We start from the raw sequence: 17896 nt of genomic DNA, 5'->3' as shown, positions 1-17896 counted from the left end.
AAAGTTTTTAGGATTATGACAGATTTGACAATAGGATTAAATACGGTATGGATGCTCCTTGCCGCAATGCTCGTATTCTTCATGCAGCCTGGATTTGCCTTCTGCGAGGCAGGATTCACCAGGAGCAAGAACACAGTGAACATATTGTTCAAGAACTTTGTCGACTTCATGGTCGGCTCATTGCTGTTCTGGTTCGTCGGCTTTGGCTTCATGTTCGGCAGCGGTGGCGAAGGCTTCATCGGAGCGCCAAACTTCTGCGACCTTTCGTTCTACACTCACCCGGCCGGACTGCCCACCGAGGGCTTTCTTATGTTTCAGACGGTGTTCTGCGCAACATCAGCAACGATAGTGTCAGGAGCAATGGCAGAGCGCACGAAGTTCAGCATGTACGTTATTTATTCAATTTTAATCTCACTAATAATTTATCCGGTAGAAGGCCACTGGACATGGGGAGGAGGATGGCTCATGGACGGCAGCGGAGACTCCTTCATGATGCGTACTTTCGGACATAGTTTCCACGACTTTGCCGGGTCTGCCGTAGTGCATTCCGTAGGAGGTGTATTGGCTTTCACAGGGGCATTCATCCTCGGACCGCGCATAGGAAAATACGACAAGAACAACAAAAGCAAGGCCATACCGGGACACAACCTTACGCTAGCAGCCCTCGGGGTGTTCATCCTGTGGTTCGGATGGTTCGGATTCAACCCCGGCTCGCAGCTTGCCGTAGCCACAGCGGCCGACCGCACGGCGGTATCTCACGTTTTTCTCACGACAAACCTTGCAGCCGTAGCCGGAGGCATAGCCACTATGTGCGTAAGCTGGATTAAATACGGCAAGCCCTCGTTCTCGCTCACTCTTAACGGCATACTGGCAGGACTTGTGGGCATAACAGCCGGATGCGACATTGTGTCGCCTGCAGGTGCAGTAGTCATAGGCCTTGTATGCGGAACCGTACTTGTATTTGCCATTGAATTTATAGACACCAGGCTCCACATAGACGACCCCGTGGGCGCAAGCTCCGTGCATGGCGTATGCGGCATATTGGGCACGCTGATGACAGGACTGCTAGCCGTTGACAGAGGACTGATGTACAGCGGAGACTTGAGTTTGCTTGGGGCCCAGTGCATGGGCATTATATGCATAGACACCTGGGCTGCCGCCTCAGGTTGCCTGATGTTCTATGCAATAAAGAAGATTGCCGGACTGCGTGTAGACAAACGTGTAGAGGAAGAGGGCCTCGACATCTACGAGCACGGCGAATCGGCATATAACTGATAAAAAGATGAATGTTTTTCAGGATAAATGATGCGCAGGAATTATGATCTGTCCCGTTCAGAGGAATGGGATAATCATATATTCCTTACTAAAAGACCTGCAAACAGCCAGCCAACCTTGTTGACCACGAACAATAGAGTATTAGTGTATCATTATTATTTAACGATGCGACATCGGTTGCATAATATCTTTTGTTGACGAGAGGAGCCGCTGCGCACAGATGCGCACGGCTCTTTTTTTATAATTATAACCAAGAAGTAAGCATTATCCATCGGTTTAACCCTACATATAGCCTCGACTGCCAGCTTCCGCCACAGGCATGGCTGTCCACATGAAAAGAGCAGATGGCTGACGGCATAAAAGAAGCGACAAATGCCAACAGAATGCACAAATGCCACTGCCGGACAAAACTATATGCAGAGCAACGGCAGCTCAAGATTATGCGATATTTGAGACTACTAAAGCAGACTGTCATGGACAATTTGAAGGCAGTAAAAACTTATGACAAAAATATTTTCCGTTCTAGAATCACAAAGTACAACAGATGTTAAATTTTACAGATAAAAGACCGGCACCCATTAACATCTGTTTACTATCAAACTCATATTATGATGGCAGAAGAAGGATTTTACGGGCAAAAAAGTGCATTTCTGAAGCAAAAGTGACCGCTTTACGATGTGTAAAGCGGCCACTTTTGCACCATAAACGGCATAGTAATATATTTTAACCATTGCGCCCGCATCCTAGAAACGGCGTAAAGCACTGATAATAAAGCACATAACAAAACATGCAATTTTTCGCGCTTTTTGCGCCGACTTACGGCTTTGCCGCCGGCATCGCCATTCTGAGAGCGTTAAACGTACGGAAATTATCAGTTTTCTTTACTTTTTCATCCGCATGTTGAGCTGATAGATGGCGGGCAGGAATATGAACATAGAGAATATCAGCGACAGCACCACACTCTTCTGATTGCCGCCGAAAAGTCCGTCGAGACTGCTCATCGAGGCTATATGCGGGAACAGCGTGCACAAGACGTACACCACGGTGTTGTTGACCCAATGGACGGCCACACCGGGCAGGATGCTCCCCGTGCGGTAATACATCCAGCCGAGCAACAGACCAATGAGGAAGGCATGGGGCATCTGGGCAGGATTTAGATGGATGACAGCAAACACGGCGGCTGATATCAATATGGCCACCCACGGACGCGAGAAGCTGCCGAGGAGCGACTTGAGGATGGCGCCGCGGAACACGGTCTCCTCAACAAACGGAACCAGCAGGCAGAGCACAAAATAGCCATACTGGCTGCTCATGAGCTGGCGGAATGTTTCTTCTGACGTGTTGGCCAGGTCAGGCATAAGGCTCTGAAGCCACACCGAAGGCAGCAGAGTGCCGAGCGAGGCTATGCCGCTCCAGAAGAATATGCCCCACTTGCCTGAACGCAGATAGGCAGGCGAGAGCACGGCCCACTTGCGCCAGACAAACAGCGCAAGCGTGAGGGCACTGTAAACGGCGCACGAAAGTATCTGCATGGGGGCGGTTATCAGCTCAAGCTTCTGACCATTAAGCACGGCGAGCACGTCTGACGAGGAATGGCCGGCGGCGAGAAGCCACACGGCAAACACCGCCCACGACACGAAATACTGTATGCAGATGAATGCAAACAGATATAATAATGCTTTCTTCATTTCTTGAATTTATGTGATAAAACTATGTTTTAACAGGAAAAATATGTGCGAATGGACGCATCGCACTTAGCAATCACGCCCTTTCGAGTATCTTTTCGGCAGCTTCGCGGTCGAGCCACAGCTGGTCTACGAGCTTTTTGATTGAGCAGAACTTCTGCTCGTCGCGCAGGCGGTGATAGAACAGCACGTCTACCTGCCGGCCGTAGATATCTTCCTCAAAGTCGAAGATGTTAACCTCGAGCGTGGTTTCATGACCGTCAAAGGTTGGCCTTGTGCCGATGTTCATCATGCCGTTGAGCAGACCGCCACATCCCTCCACCCTTACTTTCACGGCATAAACGCCATGCTCGGGTATCAGTTTCTGCGCATCGTCCACCTCAATGTTGGCCGTGGGAAAGCCCAGTTTGCGTCCCTCACGGTAGCCGCCCTTCACCTTACCTGAAAAGAAGTAAGGATAGCCAAGGCACATGGCAGCCATGTCGGCCTCGCCTCCGGAAAGGAATGTGCGTATAACCGAGGAGCTTACGTTGACGCCGTTGAGCACGAAAGCATTGCCGCGCACCACCTCGATGCCTATCTCGCGGCCATAGCCCACATAGTCGTCAAAGCCTTCTGTGCGGCTGTGGCCGAAGCGGTTGTCGTAGCCCATGATGAGTTTTCTTACGTTCAGGCGGTCGCGCAGCACGTCGCGCATAAAGTCGTAGGCCGTCATGGCAGCCATGTCGCGGTCGAAGTGGAGCACTACGCAGTTGTCGGCACCGGTCTTTGACAGCAGTGCCAGCTTCTCGTCGAGCGTAGACAGCAGCTTGGGCTGAAAGTCCATGTTGAGCACCTGGCGCGGATGGCGGTCGAAGGTTATCACCGTCGACTGCAGTTCAGGGCTGGCCGCCGCGCAGTCGGTTACAGACTTTATGAGATACCGGTGTCCGCGGTGAACGCCGTCGAAGAATCCGATGGTGGCCACGCAGGGCGCCATCTCAGCGCTGTCGGTATCTGTAAATATAGTTCTCATAAGCTACTTTACGGTTATTATTTCACACACGGTCGAGCCATTCGTCGCCCGTAAGGTTAAGGCTCATCATGCCCAGCTGGCTGGCAGCAGCACAGTTTACGGGCGAGTCATCGATAAACAACGTCTCGTAGGCCGCCATGCCCGAGTCCATGAGCACCTTGCCGAATATCTGCGGGTCGGGCTTCAGCATGTGCATGCGGTACGACAGATATGTTTTCTCAAAATAGTCGTCAACATCCATGCCGTCATTCCTGAACATGCCGTCCAGGGCCTTCTGCCAGTGTATGGGGTTGGTGTTGCTCAGCAGCACCATGCGGTAGCGCCCCCTGAGGCTTGCCAGTTTTTCGAGCCGCTGGCGGGGTATGTCTGTCAGCAGTGCGTTCCATGCCTCGCAGATGTCTGCATCGTCAGCATTACAGCCGGTGCAGATGCATCTCACCTCGTTGCAGAACTCCTCAACGCCGGTGTTGCCCACCTCAAGGTCGTGAAACAGGTCTTCCTGACGGCACTCGTCAACGTACCTTACTATCTCGTGTGCTCCAATCTTGTCGAAAGCCTCGATGCAGCGATGCTTGTCAAGATTGACAAGCACGCCGCCGAAGTCGAATATTATGTTCTTTATTTCTTGCATCTCAGCCTCTTTATTCCGCGCCATATCTCACCTACCCACATTACTATGGATGTTGCGCCGATTATGGTTATCCATTCCATGGCCGACAGCGGTTCCGTACGGAACATCTTGCCGCCGAAGGTTACGATGAGCCACTGGCCCGCAAGGATGAACAGCAGGACGAGCAGCAGACCGTTGTCGTGCTTGAAGTCGTGGAATGCCGAATGGTTAGAGCCGAACGACTTGGCGTTGAACAGATTCCAGAACTGCAGCATGACGAACGTGGTGAAGAATATCGAGAGTTCATGTATATGAAGGTCGGCACCGCTCGACAGACTGTGCAAGAGCAATGCGAACAGCACGGCAAAGAATGCCAGGCCGCAGAACACGATGCCCTTGGCCATGCCGCGTGTGATGATAAAGTCGGTGCGCTTGCGCGGTTTCTCCTTCATCACCTCCTCCGACGGCGGCAGAGATGCCAGAGCCAGTGCGGCAAAGGTGTCCATTATGATGTTCACCCACAATATCTGTGTAACGGTGAGCGGCATTTCTGTTCCTATCACTGAGCCGCAAAGCACGAGCAGCAGAGCCGTAACGTTTACTACGAGCTGGAAGAACAGGAAGCGCTGTATGTTGCGGTAGAGCGAGCGGCCCCACATAACGGCGTTGACAATGCTGCGGAACGAGTCGTCTATCAGCGTCATGTCGCTGGCCTCCTTGGCAACCGACGTTCCCGAACCGAGCGACAGACCCACATGGGCGTGATTGAGCGCAGGAGCATCGTTGGTTCCGTCGCCTGTAACGGCCACCACGGCGTCGTGCTTCTGCAACAGGTTCACAAGGCGCTGCTTGTCGGTCGGCCTTGCACGGCTCATCACTTTCAGCTTCATAACGCGGTTGAAAGCCTCATCGTCGCTCAAAGCGGCAAAGTCGGGACCTGTTATCTGAGCCTCGGCAGGCGTATCGGCATCCCAGATGCCTATCTGGCGGGCTATCTCGATAGCAGTGGCAGATGTGTCGCCGGTTACTATCTTAACGGTTATACCTGCGTCGATACATTCCTTCACGGCTGCGGGCACGTCGGGACGTATCGGGTCGCTTATGGCAGCCACGGCCTGGAACGTAAGGTGGGCGTCGGGCGTCAGCTTGGCAGTGTCGATGTCGTCGCCGTTGCCGAGCACCTTATATGCAAACGCCAGTGTACGCATGGCCTGGTTCTGATATCCCGTAAGGCGCTCGCGTATCTCGTTGCGGCGCGCGTCGTCTATGTCGCAGAACTTGGCAACAATCTCGGGCGCACCCTTCACGAAGAGCACTCGCTCAGAGCCGCGTTTAACTATGGTTGCCATATACTTGCGTTCGGTAGAGAACGGCAGCTGATGCTCTATGTTGTCTGCCTGGCGCAGCGCCTTATAGTCAGTCTTGTTCTTCTCGAGCCACAGCAGCAGGGCAACCTCCGTCGGGTTACCAATGCCCTTGCCTCCTTCTTCGTCGAGATGTGCGGTTGTGTTGTATGCTATGGCTTCGTTAAACAGAGCTGCGTCGTCGGCATACATTGCCATGTCGGCCACCTGCATCTTGTTTTGCGTCAGCGTACCCGTCTTGTCGGTGCATATCACCGTAACAGCACCCATTGTCTCGCAGGCATGCAGCTTGCGCACAAGGTTGTTGTTCTTGAGCATGCGGCGCATGTTGAGAGCCAAGCTGAGCGTAACGGCCATAGGCATACCCTCGGGCACAGACATCACGATGAGCGTAACGGCCATCATGAAGTATTCGAGCACCACCTTCACCATGCCGAGATAGTTGTCCGAATGCCACAGGTTGTGCGGATCGGTCAGTATGTCGCGGCCGAGGAATATCACAAATGCTGCCACTGATATGCCCACACCAAACTTGCTTATCATCTTGGCAAGCTTGTCGAGCTGCATGTTCAGCGGAGTCTTAACCGAAGTCATCTCCGTACTTGAGCGTGCCACCTTGCCTATTTCAGTAGCATCGCCAACCTCAGTAACCTGATACACGCCGCGGCCGTTCATCACCATAGTGCTGCGCAGCACCTTCGACGAGGGATAAGTGGCCTCCTTGTCGTTCTTGTCGGGGTCGGCATGCTTTGTTATTATAGGTTCACCGGTGAGCGACGACTCATCAATCTGCAGGTCGGTCGACTCGATAAGCGTTCCGTCGGCAGGTATCTCGTCGCCGACTTCTATTATAACAATGTCGCCCACGACAATGTCCTTGCGTGCCACCTGCACCACCTTGCCGTTACGGCGCACCTTTACGGGCGACTCCTCGCCTAGAGCCGTAAGCACATTAAACTTCTTGGCTGCGTCCATCTCGAAGTAAAAGCCGATGGTGGTGGCAAGGATTATGGCAAGGATAATGCCGATAGACTCAATGTAGTTGTTCTCGATTACGGCAAGACCGAGCGAGATAACAGCTGCAAAAAGTAAGATTTTGATTATCGGATCCTTGTATTTTTCAAGATAAAGTTTCCACAAGGGTGTCCTCTCCGGGGGTGTAAGCACATTCTCGCCATGCGCCGAACGGCTCTTTTCCACTTCATTATCCGTCAGCCCGGGCTGATTGGTGAATAATGGGTTAAATTCGTTACTCATTTAAGACGTATAAATAATGAATTGATATTATAATCCGACTTGAACATCACAGACCCGTCAAGACCCGTAAGCCTCATTATGAGTCCGTTAATTTTACATTCTGCAAAGTTAACATAATTCGCTGAATTGTATCAACGAGACGCCCACAATCATGGTTTTTTAACGAATATTTTACCGCAAAACAACTTTTCTTCGTCATTTAAAGCATATTTTGCAAAAAATATTTGGTTATTTAAATAAATAGCTATACCTTTGCACACGAAAACTTAACACCGCAAGGTTTAAGAGGGCTTTTAGCTCAGTTGGTTAGAGCAACAGACTCATAATCTGGAGGTCCCAGGTTCAAGCCCTGGATGGCCCACCGAAAACAGGAAAGCAAAATGCTTTCCTGTTTTTTGTTGTATATATCAGAATTTATACTATGCCTTTTTATAGCAACCTTCATCAATCGCAAATCCACGTTTAATTGCACAATCCTCAAATATTACTAACGTTTCCTCTATGTTTTTTATTTTTCCCATAATTTATTTTTCAGCTAAAATCATTATAAACATTGTCAAAGTTCTCTATCTTATATTTTCATAGTACACAGGGTTCTGGCCATAACTTCTTTATGATTTTCATCCATTTTTCTTTTCTCCACTCATCTAATGTTATTTCTGCATTCAGTCCGATTATGCTTTTATCCTTTTTCCTTATCCATTTCAGAGTCTTTTTACTTTCTTTTGTGTATAATGGAAGTAAAGCAGATGCGGCTATATATCTGACAGAGACATTTTTGTGTTCTAAATAGGGCAACAGCAAATCCATTTTATTTTTTTCTTGAGAAAGTTTATACATTTCGTTATAATGTCATGAGTTTTATTACAAATTTTGTAATTGCCAGAAATAATAGCTTCTCCTTGTATGATAGCATTTTTCTCAAAAAGATTCAATGCTCCTTCTATAGTTCTTATATTTCTCATATTTATATGAGTTTATTGCATTTATATTTTCATTTATTTTATATTTTTGTGTTTCGACAAGACCATGTGTTTTTTATGCCAGATGAACTTTCATTATTTTATTTTTACATATATAACAGAATCAAGTTCTTTAGCGGTGTATGTCATTTTTCTGTCATACATTTGGTATTTAACGATTGTGTCCCAAGGATTATTATAGAATACGGAAGTTGATATTATGTAAAAACGCATTTTGCCGTCATAGCTCTGACTGAAGAAACGTTCTGTTATATTGCCTTGACGGTACGTCCGGTGAGAATGTGCATGGAGATAGAAGTCTTTTTGTTGCTTTATTTTTTCTTTTTCTTTGTCAAATGATTTTATGATTCTTATATTTGTGCTGTCACCATGCACACCCATTGTGTCAGAGGATGTATAAAAACATATTATGTCACTGTCAGTGAAGTTTATTATTGTTATGTCATTGCCACTGAAATACGTTACGGCAGAATCATAATTTGGGTCATGGCTTATTGGTAAAAAGACAAACAAAACAAGAATCAATACTAATAACGGTCCGAATAATAAACCTAAAATGAGCTTTGCTATCCTATCCATATTTTATTCATGTTTTTATCTGACTTCAATAATTCCATCTGACAATTTAAGTTCCTTTGCTGTATATGTCAGTTTCTTGTCATACATCTGATATTTAACGATTGTGTCCCAAGGATTGTTAAAGAATACGGAATCTGTGATAAAATAAAAGCGTATCTTTCCGTCCGGGCTGTAACTGAAAACGCCTTCAATACTTTTTGCAGGATATGAAAATCGTCCGTTATCTTTTCTATTTATATAATGACCATTCAGTCCGATGATATTGCTCTTGTTTTCGTCATATCCTTTGTAAAATTTAGAATTCAAACTGTCACAATAAGCCCCTAAAGAATCATAATACGAGTCGTATGTCACGTAATTTTTATCCGTGTAATTTATAACTCGTATGCTTATATACGTAATCCATATAGCAACTGTTTAATAAAAATAATGCAACAAGAGTATAAAGTGCTTTTTTTGTGATTTTAATCATGTCAACATAAATTTAATTATATTCTATACAATTTCAGGTCTCCATTTATCAAGTATATTTGTGTTTTAATGAATAAATATTATTTATGTACACACTTATAATCTGTTTTTTGTTACTATTCGTTTTGCCATAATCCTGTCTTTGTTGTTAATCTAATTCCCGTATTGCAAATTTGTCTGTTTTAATTTTGCATATAATACTATGGTATGGAAACACCCATCCGAGATTGTAGTGTCTGTATTTACCAGTCAGTTCACCGATACGTATATGTTCTTTATTAATCTGCCATACATACCAGTTATATGATTTCGTCATTTTGCTAAAATCTCCTTCACTGAACAGCCTGAACATTATCTTATCCGGCTCGCCGAGATTTTTGCTTTTACCGACTTTGTACCATACATTATCCAGAATACCTAATTTAAGTATTGTATGGGCACAAAAATATATATCGTCTTTCACGATTTCCTCAATATCCGGCTCGTAATCCATAGGATAATGTTTTTTGAATACTCGTATCACCGAGCTGTTCAGTTGTGTCATGTCATTTGCCACATATTGAAAAAAACATTTATACTTGTTGTCTATCTCCACACAAAAGACATATCCGATTTTTGTTACTATTCGTTTTGCCATAATTCTTTATTTGCTGGTGTTCGATAAGATTTTTGAGAATAAATAATAATGTAAACTTAACGGGCAAAAAAGTTGTAAACCATTTCTGGTATGTTCATATAAATCTAATCTTTTCGCCCGGAATTTTGGCATTTACTCGTATACATTGTGGAAATATATACCTTTAATTCCATAGTCTTGCATTTTTCTCATGGTTTTGAGTCCAATGATTACTAATTGTGTTTTCATTTGAAATGAACCGAATCTATGATTAGTGCGAAGGATGAAATCATCTGTTTGTAGAATGAAGTCGGGGCTTTTATAAAAAGGTCTTGAACAAATAATCTCATCATAAGAATCGCAGCACTCTCTCTTGTTCATAAATTTAACTTTGCTGCGTACGTCATCCACTTTAAATATTCCCTCAGGCATAAAATAATAAAATCCCGGTGATGTCGTTATTTGTATGAAAGTCAAATCAGGATAATTGTTTTCTTCGCAAAATCTTTTGAAGGTTTCTGTCACTATACAAAAAAGATCATAGGTATAAAATAAATCCCCTTTTTTCTTTCTTATTTTATAAGACATATTTATCACGTCTTCTAACCTGTTGTTGCATACTGGACATGTGCCCGGTGTTTCTTCACATGTTTCATACATATATTCAGCATCCTTTCCTGACAGATATTTCGCAATTACTTTTTCATTTTTCTTGTCCATAGATCTATTTCCTTTTTATGTTAAACAGTCTCCATTTATCAAGCATATTCGTGTTTTTGCTAGCAACAAAATTACAAATAAATGCTGGAATAACCTCGGGAAATGGGAGAAATGACGCTAAATGACTTAACATCAAAGTCGTTACGGTGTCAGATGAGAACAAATCGAAAAAGCGGAAAATGCAAAGAAAAGCAGAATATAGCAGGAGAACGGTTTGCAAATCATTACCCAAGAAGATGTAAGATTTAACACATGTAGGACGCTATTGCACCGTTTGTCACCGTTTTGCGTATCAAGGTTTAACTCGTTGATATTTAACTTTGCAAACAAAAAACGAGTATGGCAAGAAGTACATTCAAAGTGCTGTTCTACGTGAACGGCAGCAAGGAGAGAAACGGTATTGTCCCCATCATGGGACGAGTGACAATCAACGGTTCTGTGGCGCAGTTCAGTTGCAAGCAGACCATCCCGAAAACGCTTTGGGATGCGAAAGGCAACCGAGCCAAAGGCAAGAGCATTGAAGCAAGGGACATCAACCACGCCTTAGATAACATCAAGGCACAAATCATCAAGCATTACCAGCGCATTTCAGACCGTGAAGCGTATGTTACGGCGGAAATGGTGCGCAATGCCTATCAAGGAATCGGCTGCGAGTATGAGACATTGCTCGGAGCGTTTGACAAGGACAATGCCACATTTCAAAAGCGTGTGGGTACTGACCGTGTAAAAGGAACTTACATGGCAAGGGTTCGTGCAAGAAACCATGTGGCGGCATTCATCAAGGCGAACTACAAGCGAAGCGACCTGTCTATGCTTGAACTGACACCCGACTTCATCAAGGAGTTTGCCGTTTTCCTTTCCACCGACAGAGGATTGCAGAACGGCAGCATCTGGACTAACTGCATGTGGCTGAAAGGTGTGGTCATGCGTGCGCACTTCAACGGACTTATACCGAGAAATCCGTTTGCGCAATTCCATATCAGTCCGAACATCAAGGAACGTGAGTATCTGACGGAAGAAGAACTGAAAACATTGATGACACACGAATTTGCGGATGCCAAACTTTCCTACATCCGTGACATCTTTGTTTTCGCCAGCTTCACCGCACTTTCATTCGTGGACGTTAAGGAACTGACTACTGATGATATAGTGGAGGTGAACGGTGAGAAGTGGATATTATCCAAACGGCACAAGACCAAAGTTCCGTTCCAAGTGAAACTGCTTGACATCCCTTTGCAGATTATTAGGCGTTACGAGGAATTTCAAACGGACAAGTCTATTTTCCCGAATCTGAACTATTGGTCTATATGCAAGCCATTGAAAAAGATGATAAAAGAGTGCGGAATCACAAAGGACATCTCATTCCATTGTGCAAGGCATGGGTTCGCCACCCTCGCACTAAGTAAAGGTATGCCGATTGAAAGTGTCAGCCGTGTGTTGGGGCATACGAACATCGTTACAACCCAACTCTATGCGAAGATAACAACGCAGAAGATAGACCACGACCTTACGATGTTCGGTGACAAACTGAACCAGTCTTTTGGAAATACAACAATGGCATAGGACTATGGAAAGAAACATTATAAGAATAGACGAGTTTGGCAATGTAATTTTACCGAATGACATAACCAATGTTTGGATGAACGAAGCCGAGTTGTTGGATTTGTTCGGTGTCACCGCCCCGACCATTCGGGCAGGGATAAGGGCTCTTTGCAAGAGTGACGTGTTAAGGGAGTACGAGATAAAGCGTACCATACGCCTATCCGACAAGTGCGGTATGGAGTTTTACAACCTTGAAGCGATAATCGCCCTCGCTTTCCACATCGGTACATTCGGAGCGATGCAAATGCGCAATGCCGTTCTGAAAAGGTTATACTTGCGAAAAGAGAAACAAGCCATCTTCTTTTCGCTGGGCAGTGCCGATGCAGGAAAGACCAAATACCTCTCGTAGATTGGGATGAGGGACTGACGTAATGCAGTCATTAAATCCGCAAGTCAGTACAACAATACGACAGATACTCTGATTTTTTCTCCCGAAAAGCGTTATCCAACCATTCGCTTTTCGGGAGTTTTTTCGTCTTTTCAATCCGATTCCATTGCCCAGCCATTGAAAGTTTTTGTTCCGAGGGGCTTTTTTCTATATTCTGCTATATTTTGCGTAACAACTTATCCATTAAACACTTATACTTTTGTAGCTGGTATTTTCCGATCTTAAAACCATTTGATTATGTCAGCTAAAAAACAACAAAACAGCCACAAACCGCCATCAGATGGCAGTGTGGCAAAAGAAGAGTTCATCCGAGTGGGAACAACGCTCTACAAGATTGTGGAGCAGCCAAGACTGAACGGAGGGTATGTAAAGAAACGCATCCCTTGGAACAACGAGACCCTGCGCCAAGACTATGGCAAGGACTACATCGGCAGCGTTCCCAAGTATGACGGTTTCTGCACCATACCCGAACACATCGGCTACCGCCCCGTAGTCGGCAAGTTTCTTAACCTCTATGAACCGATAGACCACCAACCAAAGGAAGGGGATTTCTCTCACATCCAATCATTGGTACGGCACATCTTCGGGGAGCAATACGAGTTGGGGATGGACTATCTGCAACTGCTCTACCTGCAACCCGTACAGAAACTGCCCATCCTGCTGCTGGTATCTGAAGAACGCAACACAGGCAAGAGTACATTCCTGAACTTTCTGAAAGCCCTCTTTCAGAACAATGTCACGTTCAATACCAACGAAGATTTCCGCAGCCAGTTCAATTCCGATTGGGCAGGAAAGCTCCTTATCGTGGTGGATGAGGTGCTGCTCAACCGCAGGGAGGACAGCGAGAGGTTGAAGAACCTCAGTACAACCCTATCCTATAAGGTGGAAGCCAAAGGCAAAGACCGTGACGAGATTGCGTTCTTTGCCAAGTTCGTGCTATGCTCCAACAACGAGTACCTGCCTGTAATCATAGATGCAGGAGAAACACGCTATTGGGTGCGCAAGATAGACCGCTTGCAGTCCGATGACACTGACTTCCTACAAAAGTTGAAAGCGGAGATACCCGCCTTTCTCCATTTTCTGCAACACAGACAGCTATCCACCGAAAAAGAAAGCCGTATGTGGTTTGCACCCTCGTTGTTGCAAACCGAAGCCTTGCGGAAGATTATCCGCAGTAATCGCAACCGGTTGGAGATAGAGATGCAAGAACTTATCCTTGACATCATGGACAGTGTCGGCACGGACACTTTCTCGTTCTGTTACAACGACCTTCTTCTTTTGCTGGTACACTCACAGGTAAAGGTGGAGAAACACCAAGTCCGTAAGGTATTGCAGGAGTGTTGGAAACTTACCCCTGCACCGAATACACTTACTTACACCACCTATCAAGTGGACTATACCCGAGAGTGTCGCTATTCTCCCATACGAAGAATCGGACGGTTCTATACCGTAACAAGAGAACAATTGGCTGCACTCTGATTATTTTGATGAAATGATGAATAAGTATATAACTACACTGATAGATAAAGGTTTGTACTCTCATCAAACACTCATCAAAAACAACTTACTGATGAAAAGAGAAAAAGGGTCAGGCAGACCATGCACTATAAGGCAAATGATGATTTTCTCTTTTGGTAAGTGCTTTGATGAAACAATGATGAGAACGTATAAGATTGCTATCCAATAGTTTGGCATACACATTCATCAATTCATCGGTTTTACAATCATCATCAAACCATAGGAAAATCATGAACATACAGGAAGTAAAGAACATACGCATTGCAGACTATCTGCAAAGTCTGGGTTACACGCCCGTCAAACAACAAGGCAACAGCCTTTGGTACAAATCACCGTTGAGAGAGGAAAAGGATGCCTCGTTCTAGGTAAACACCGAGCTTAACAGGTGGTACGATTTCGGACTTGGCAAAGGCGGCAACATTATCGCATTGGCAGAGGAACTATACGCAACCGACTATGTGCCTTATCTGCTCAACAAGATAGCGGAGCGGGTACCGCACATCCGTCCCGTATCTTTCTCTTTTCGCCAGCAAGCATCCGAACCGAGTTTCCAACATTTGGAGGTGGGAGAACTTGCCCATCCTGCATTACTCCGTTATTTGCAGGAAAGGGGCATAAACTCCGACTTGGCAAGGCTGGAATGTAAGGAACTGCATTTCATCCATAACGGCAAGCCCTATTTCGCCATCGGCTTCCCGAATGTGGCAGGAGGATTTGAAGTACGCAACCGTTTCTTCAAGGGGTGCATCGCGCCGAAAGACATCAGCCATATACGCCAGCAGGGAGAGCCGAGAGAGAAGTGTCTCGTGTTCGAGGGCATGATGGACTATTTGTCATTCCTCACGTTGCGGATGAGGAACTGTCCGACCATGCCTGACCTTGACGGGCAGGATTACGTTATCCTCAATTCGGTTGCCAATGTTCCCAAAGCCATAGATGTGCTGCATAGGTACAATCGCATCCACTGCCTGCTTGACAATGACGAGGCAGGAAGAAATGCCTACTTGGAATTGGCAAGAGAGTTCAGCGGTCGTATCCGGGACTTCTCCGACAACTACAACGGGCATAAAGACCTGAACGATTACCTGTGCGGCAAGCCCATGTCCCAATCGGCTGAGCCGATAAAAGAGAAGAAGCAAGTCCAATCCGCAAGGCGGATGATACAGCCACCGAAAAAGAAAGGGCTGAAAATGTAAGGGGATGCTTGCAGCGGCACGGATATTTACCGATGGAAAATACCATAGCTTATTAGGGAATTTTCCGAGCCGCATTGCAAGCAACGCTGAAAATTCCCCAATAAGCCAAAGAGGTTGCACCTCTCTGGACTCTCCAAGACCAACGGCAACAGCCGTACATAAGCAATAATCAAACGATGTTTCACAAGCAGAATAAGAAAAGAATTATATATGGGATTCGTAGTATTACACATGGAAAAGGCGCACGGTTCCGACAGCGGAACGACTGCCCACATCGAGCGTTTCATCATACCGAAGAACGCAGACCCCACACGCACGCACCTTAACCGAAAACTCATCACATACCCCGATGGAATAAAAGACCGCACGGCTGCCATTCAGAAAAGATTGAAGGAAGCAGGACTGACACGCAAAATCGGGAACAACCAAGTTCGGGCTATCCGTATCAACGTGTCGGGAACGCACGAGGATATGGAGCGTATCGAAAGAGAGGGCAGACTTGACGAATGGTGTGCCGACAATATAAAATACTTTGCCGACCTGTTCGGTAAGGAAAATATCGTGGCTGCACATCTGCACAGGGATGAGGAAACTTCACACATTCACATTACACTCGTTCCGATTGTCAAGGGAGAACGCAAGCGCAAGAAAAAAGAGGAACAGGTAAAGAAACGCTACCGCAAGAAGCCAGCCGACACCGTAAGGCTGTGTGCCGATGACATCATGACACGGCTGAAACTGAAATCCTACCAAGACAGTTATGCCATAGCAATGGCAAAATACGGTCTGCAACGTGGTATAGACGGCTCACAGGCTCGCCACAAGTCCACGCAGCAGTATTATCGGGACATACAGAAACTTGCCGACGGCTTGAAATCGGAAGTGGTGGAATTGCAGGAGCAGAAAACCGAAGCAGAGCAGGAACTCAGACGAGCTAAGAAAGAAGTACAGACCGAGAAACTGAAAGGCGCAGCCACCGCAGCTGCGACCAACATTGCTGAAAGTGTCGGTTCTCTTTTCGGCAGTAACAAGGTCAAGACATTGGAACGCAGGAATGAGGATTTGCAAGACCGCATCCTTGAACTTGAAGAAGAAGCACGGCAAAGGGAACAGCAACAGGCGAAGCACATACAGGAGATAACGGATGCTTACGAACAACGACACCGCAAACTGTCCGAGTTCGTGGATTTTGTCAAATGCTACTTTCCGTATGTAGAGAAGCTGATGCCGACCATCAAGTTCCTACGTGATACGCTGAACTTTGGTGATGCAGTCATTCGGAAATTATGCACATTCAAGGATGTTTCAATCAAAGGGGAACTCTATTCTTGCGAGTTTAACCAGCATTTTAAGGCTGAAAAAGCGGTATGTTCACTAAAAGAGGACAAGGAGGGGAAATATAATCTTCACATAGACGGAGTTTCACATGTCAGTTGGTTCAGACGAAAGAAAGAGGAGTTTATGGAGAAGCTGAGACCACAAACGAGAAGACAAAATCGGGGTATTAACTTGTAGATCATAATAAAATCCGTGATAGTAGAATGTTACATCACGGATTTTTTGTACTTTTGCAGTGGATTGGGGCAACCCTTTCCAAAGACATACGAGAAAAAGAAGAAGCGTTATGCTTATCTTGTACTTGAAAACGTAGGAAATTTTCAAATTGGATACAAGGATAGCATAGTGGTTCTCACGCTATAGCGTGGGCTGCTATTGTTGCATCTGTATCCAAGGTTTCCTACGACCTTCAAGTAAGAGTGTGGCATACGGTTCACGCTTCGTGCATAATTATATGATTGTTAAACTAATAATATATAATCAAGATGAAAAAAACAAGTTTAAGTCTTATTGTTCTGCTTGTATTGTGTAGTTGTGTGGAAACTGCGAATCGGGCAAATCAAAAATTCTCTAATTTACAGCAGGAAAATTTCGACAATATGCTTGCAAATAATAAGGAAAAGTCCTATCGTTTAGGGAATAAGATATTAGAGAAAGAATTTAATGATAGTGTTAAGTATGCAATTGGCGAATATATGGATTCTGTAAAGTTATTTGTTAATTGGAAAGCACGCATTCAAGATATAAATAGCCGAGAAACAGGAAATTCCATTGCTTTATCATTTGAATTAGAATATGCTCCAGAAAAATATAGAGAAGTTACTTTTGATGTTGATTACATATTACCTAAAGATAGCTTAAATTCGGATAAAATATATACAACAATAAAGAATCTAAGCAACTACTCTACCGTTTATTTTGATGGATTTATTAGAAGAAAAGCGAATGGAGAAGCTCATTATAGCTCTTTGCATTCTGATGATTTGATGCATAGTTACCCTGTATTCAAATTCTTTATCATTGATATTAATACTGAGCCCAAGGGAGATACTCTATCTGATAATATGAAGAAAGCTGTAGAATTGAGCTATAAAGCGATAGAGCCTCTTAAACTAAATTATAAAAAAGAAATTTCAAAAAAAGAATCAAATAAAAGGGTTGATATGATTGCGCCTGAATTTAAAGCTGCAAAAGATAAACTAACAAAAGAAGAACAAGCGTACATTGACAGATTAACTCAAGCACTTACGCTTGATTTTTTATACGCACAATAAGCAAC

15 protein-coding genes, 1 tRNA gene and 1 pseudogene are annotated in these 17896 nt (G+C 45.2%); 8 read left to right on the top strand and 9 right to left on the bottom strand.

What is annotated here, in order from left to right:
- Positions 1-15 precede the first annotated feature (15 nt).
- Positions 16-1275, top strand: a complete 1260-nt coding sequence (locus ACU52_RS06625; RefSeq protein WP_082335191.1) for an ammonium transporter — start codon at positions 16-18, stop codon at positions 1273-1275.
- Positions 1276-2156: 881 nt separating this feature from the next.
- Here the strand turns inward: ACU52_RS06625 and ACU52_RS06615 are convergent.
- The 4 genes from ACU52_RS06615 to ACU52_RS06600 form a co-directional block, all read right to left on the bottom strand.
- Positions 2157-2963, bottom strand: coding sequence for a CPBP family intramembrane glutamic endopeptidase (locus tag ACU52_RS06615; RefSeq protein WP_053398215.1), 807 nt, complete (start codon positions 2961-2963; stop codon positions 2157-2159).
- 73 nt (positions 2964-3036) lie between these two features.
- Positions 3037-3975 carry a riboflavin biosynthesis protein RibF gene (gene ribF / locus ACU52_RS06610; protein ID WP_053398214.1) on the bottom strand — a complete coding sequence of 313 codons (939 nt, stop codon included), beginning with the start codon at positions 3973-3975 and terminating at the stop codon, positions 3037-3039.
- A gap of 22 nt (positions 3976-3997) precedes the next feature.
- Positions 3998-4606: an HAD family hydrolase gene (locus ACU52_RS06605; RefSeq protein WP_053398213.1), complete on the bottom strand. Its 609-nt coding sequence runs from the start codon at positions 4604-4606 to the stop codon at positions 3998-4000.
- Positions 4594-7206 (bottom strand): calcium-translocating P-type ATPase, PMCA-type, encoded by a 2613-nt coding sequence (locus ACU52_RS06600; RefSeq protein ID WP_021853733.1) that lies wholly within the window; start codon positions 7204-7206, stop codon positions 4594-4596. The genes ACU52_RS06605 and ACU52_RS06600 overlap by 13 nt, the downstream gene beginning before the upstream one ends.
- 287 nt (positions 7207-7493) lie before the next feature.
- Here ACU52_RS06600 and ACU52_RS06595 point away from each other — a divergent pair.
- Positions 7494-7567 (top strand) — tRNA-Ile (locus tag ACU52_RS06595).
- A gap of 218 nt (positions 7568-7785) precedes the next feature.
- Here the strand turns inward: ACU52_RS06595 and ACU52_RS06590 are convergent.
- From ACU52_RS06590 to ACU52_RS06570, 5 genes are all read right to left on the bottom strand, one after another.
- Complete coding sequence (locus ACU52_RS06590) at positions 7786-8046, bottom strand: DUF2019 domain-containing protein (RefSeq protein WP_053398212.1); 261 nt, start codon at positions 8044-8046, stop codon at positions 7786-7788.
- A gap of 218 nt (positions 8047-8264) precedes the next feature.
- Positions 8265-8768 (bottom strand): hypothetical protein, encoded by a 504-nt coding sequence (locus tag ACU52_RS15060; protein ID WP_147630799.1) that lies wholly within the window; start codon positions 8766-8768, stop codon positions 8265-8267.
- 15 nt (positions 8769-8783) lie between these two features.
- On the bottom strand, positions 8784-9074 hold the full coding sequence (locus ACU52_RS06580) for a hypothetical protein (RefSeq protein ID WP_053398210.1): 291 nt from the start codon (positions 9072-9074) through the stop codon (positions 8784-8786).
- Between the two features lie 313 nt (positions 9075-9387).
- The gene (locus ACU52_RS06575; protein ID WP_053398209.1) at positions 9388-9876 is read right to left on the bottom strand and encodes an Imm26 family immunity protein; all 489 of its coding nucleotides are present in this window, start codon (positions 9874-9876) and stop codon (positions 9388-9390) included.
- A gap of 132 nt (positions 9877-10008) precedes the next feature.
- Complete coding sequence (locus ACU52_RS06570) at positions 10009-10575, bottom strand: hypothetical protein (protein WP_053398208.1); 567 nt, start codon at positions 10573-10575, stop codon at positions 10009-10011.
- A 339-nt stretch (positions 10576-10914) separates the two neighbouring features.
- Here ACU52_RS06570 and ACU52_RS06565 point away from each other — a divergent pair, with 339 nt between their 5' ends.
- From ACU52_RS06565 to ACU52_RS06530, 6 genes and pseudogenes are all read left to right on the top strand, one after another.
- Positions 10915-12138, top strand: coding sequence for a site-specific integrase (locus ACU52_RS06565; RefSeq protein ID WP_053398207.1), 1224 nt, complete (start codon positions 10915-10917; stop codon positions 12136-12138).
- 4 nt (positions 12139-12142) lie between these two features.
- Positions 12143-12526 carry a virulence RhuM family protein gene (locus ACU52_RS06560; RefSeq protein ID WP_053398206.1) on the top strand — a complete coding sequence of 128 codons (384 nt, stop codon included), beginning with the start codon at positions 12143-12145 and terminating at the stop codon, positions 12524-12526.
- Between the two features lie 276 nt (positions 12527-12802).
- The gene (locus ACU52_RS06555; RefSeq protein ID WP_053398205.1) at positions 12803-14044 is read left to right on the top strand and encodes a primase-helicase family protein; all 1242 of its coding nucleotides are present in this window, start codon (positions 12803-12805) and stop codon (positions 14042-14044) included.
- Between the two features lie 269 nt (positions 14045-14313).
- A pseudogene (locus ACU52_RS06545) lies at positions 14314-15279 on the top strand (toprim domain-containing protein).
- A 210-nt stretch (positions 15280-15489) separates the two neighbouring features.
- Positions 15490-16794: a MobV family relaxase gene (gene mobV, locus ACU52_RS06540; RefSeq protein WP_053398203.1), complete on the top strand. Its 1305-nt coding sequence runs from the start codon at positions 15490-15492 to the stop codon at positions 16792-16794.
- 308 nt (positions 16795-17102) lie between these two features.
- Positions 17103-17891: a hypothetical protein gene (locus tag ACU52_RS06530; RefSeq protein WP_147630798.1), complete on the top strand. Its 789-nt coding sequence runs from the start codon at positions 17103-17105 to the stop codon at positions 17889-17891.
- Positions 17892-17896: the final 5 nt, after the last annotated feature.

It is taken from the genome of Xylanibacter rarus (assembly GCF_001275135.1).
GTDB lineage: Bacteria > Bacteroidota > Bacteroidia > Bacteroidales > Bacteroidaceae > Prevotella > Prevotella rara.
Note: the sequence above shows the minus strand (reverse complement) of the source record. Positions and strands in the feature narration are given on the sequence as shown.

Excerpts from the sequence above, each read along its gene's own strand:
- ACU52_RS15060 (WP_147630799.1), bottom strand. The coding sequence starts at position 8,768 with ATGGATAGGATAGCAAAGCTCATTTTAGGTTTATTATTCGGACCGTTA.
- ACU52_RS06615 (WP_053398215.1), bottom strand. The coding sequence starts at position 2,963 with ATGAAGAAAGCATTATTATATCTGTTTGCATTCATCTGCATACAGTAT.
- ACU52_RS06625 (WP_082335191.1), top strand. The coding sequence starts at position 16 with ATGACAGATTTGACAATAGGATTAAATACGGTATGGATGCTCCTTGCC.
- ACU52_RS06575 (WP_053398209.1), bottom strand. The coding sequence starts at position 9,876 with ATGGCAAAACGAATAGTAACAAAAATCGGATATGTCTTTTGTGTGGAG.
- ACU52_RS06565 (WP_053398207.1), top strand. The coding sequence starts at position 10,915 with ATGGCAAGAAGTACATTCAAAGTGCTGTTCTACGTGAACGGCAGCAAG.
- ribF (WP_053398214.1), bottom strand. The coding sequence starts at position 3,975 with ATGAGAACTATATTTACAGATACCGACAGCGCTGAGATGGCGCCCTGC.
- ACU52_RS06530 (WP_147630798.1), top strand. The coding sequence starts at position 17,103 with ATGAAAAAAACAAGTTTAAGTCTTATTGTTCTGCTTGTATTGTGTAGT.
- ACU52_RS06605 (WP_053398213.1), bottom strand. The coding sequence starts at position 4,606 with ATGCAAGAAATAAAGAACATAATATTCGACTTCGGCGGCGTGCTTGTC.
- ACU52_RS06600 (WP_021853733.1), bottom strand. The coding sequence starts at position 7,206 with ATGAGTAACGAATTTAACCCATTATTCACCAATCAGCCCGGGCTGACG.
- ACU52_RS06560 (WP_053398206.1), top strand. The coding sequence starts at position 12,143 with ATGGAAAGAAACATTATAAGAATAGACGAGTTTGGCAATGTAATTTTA.
- ACU52_RS06590 (WP_053398212.1), bottom strand. The coding sequence starts at position 8,046 with ATGTATAAACTTTCTCAAGAAAAAAATAAAATGGATTTGCTGTTGCCC.
- ACU52_RS06570 (WP_053398208.1), bottom strand. The coding sequence starts at position 10,575 with ATGGACAAGAAAAATGAAAAAGTAATTGCGAAATATCTGTCAGGAAAG.
- mobV (WP_053398203.1), top strand. The coding sequence starts at position 15,490 with ATGGGATTCGTAGTATTACACATGGAAAAGGCGCACGGTTCCGACAGC.
- ACU52_RS06555 (WP_053398205.1), top strand. The coding sequence starts at position 12,803 with ATGTCAGCTAAAAAACAACAAAACAGCCACAAACCGCCATCAGATGGC.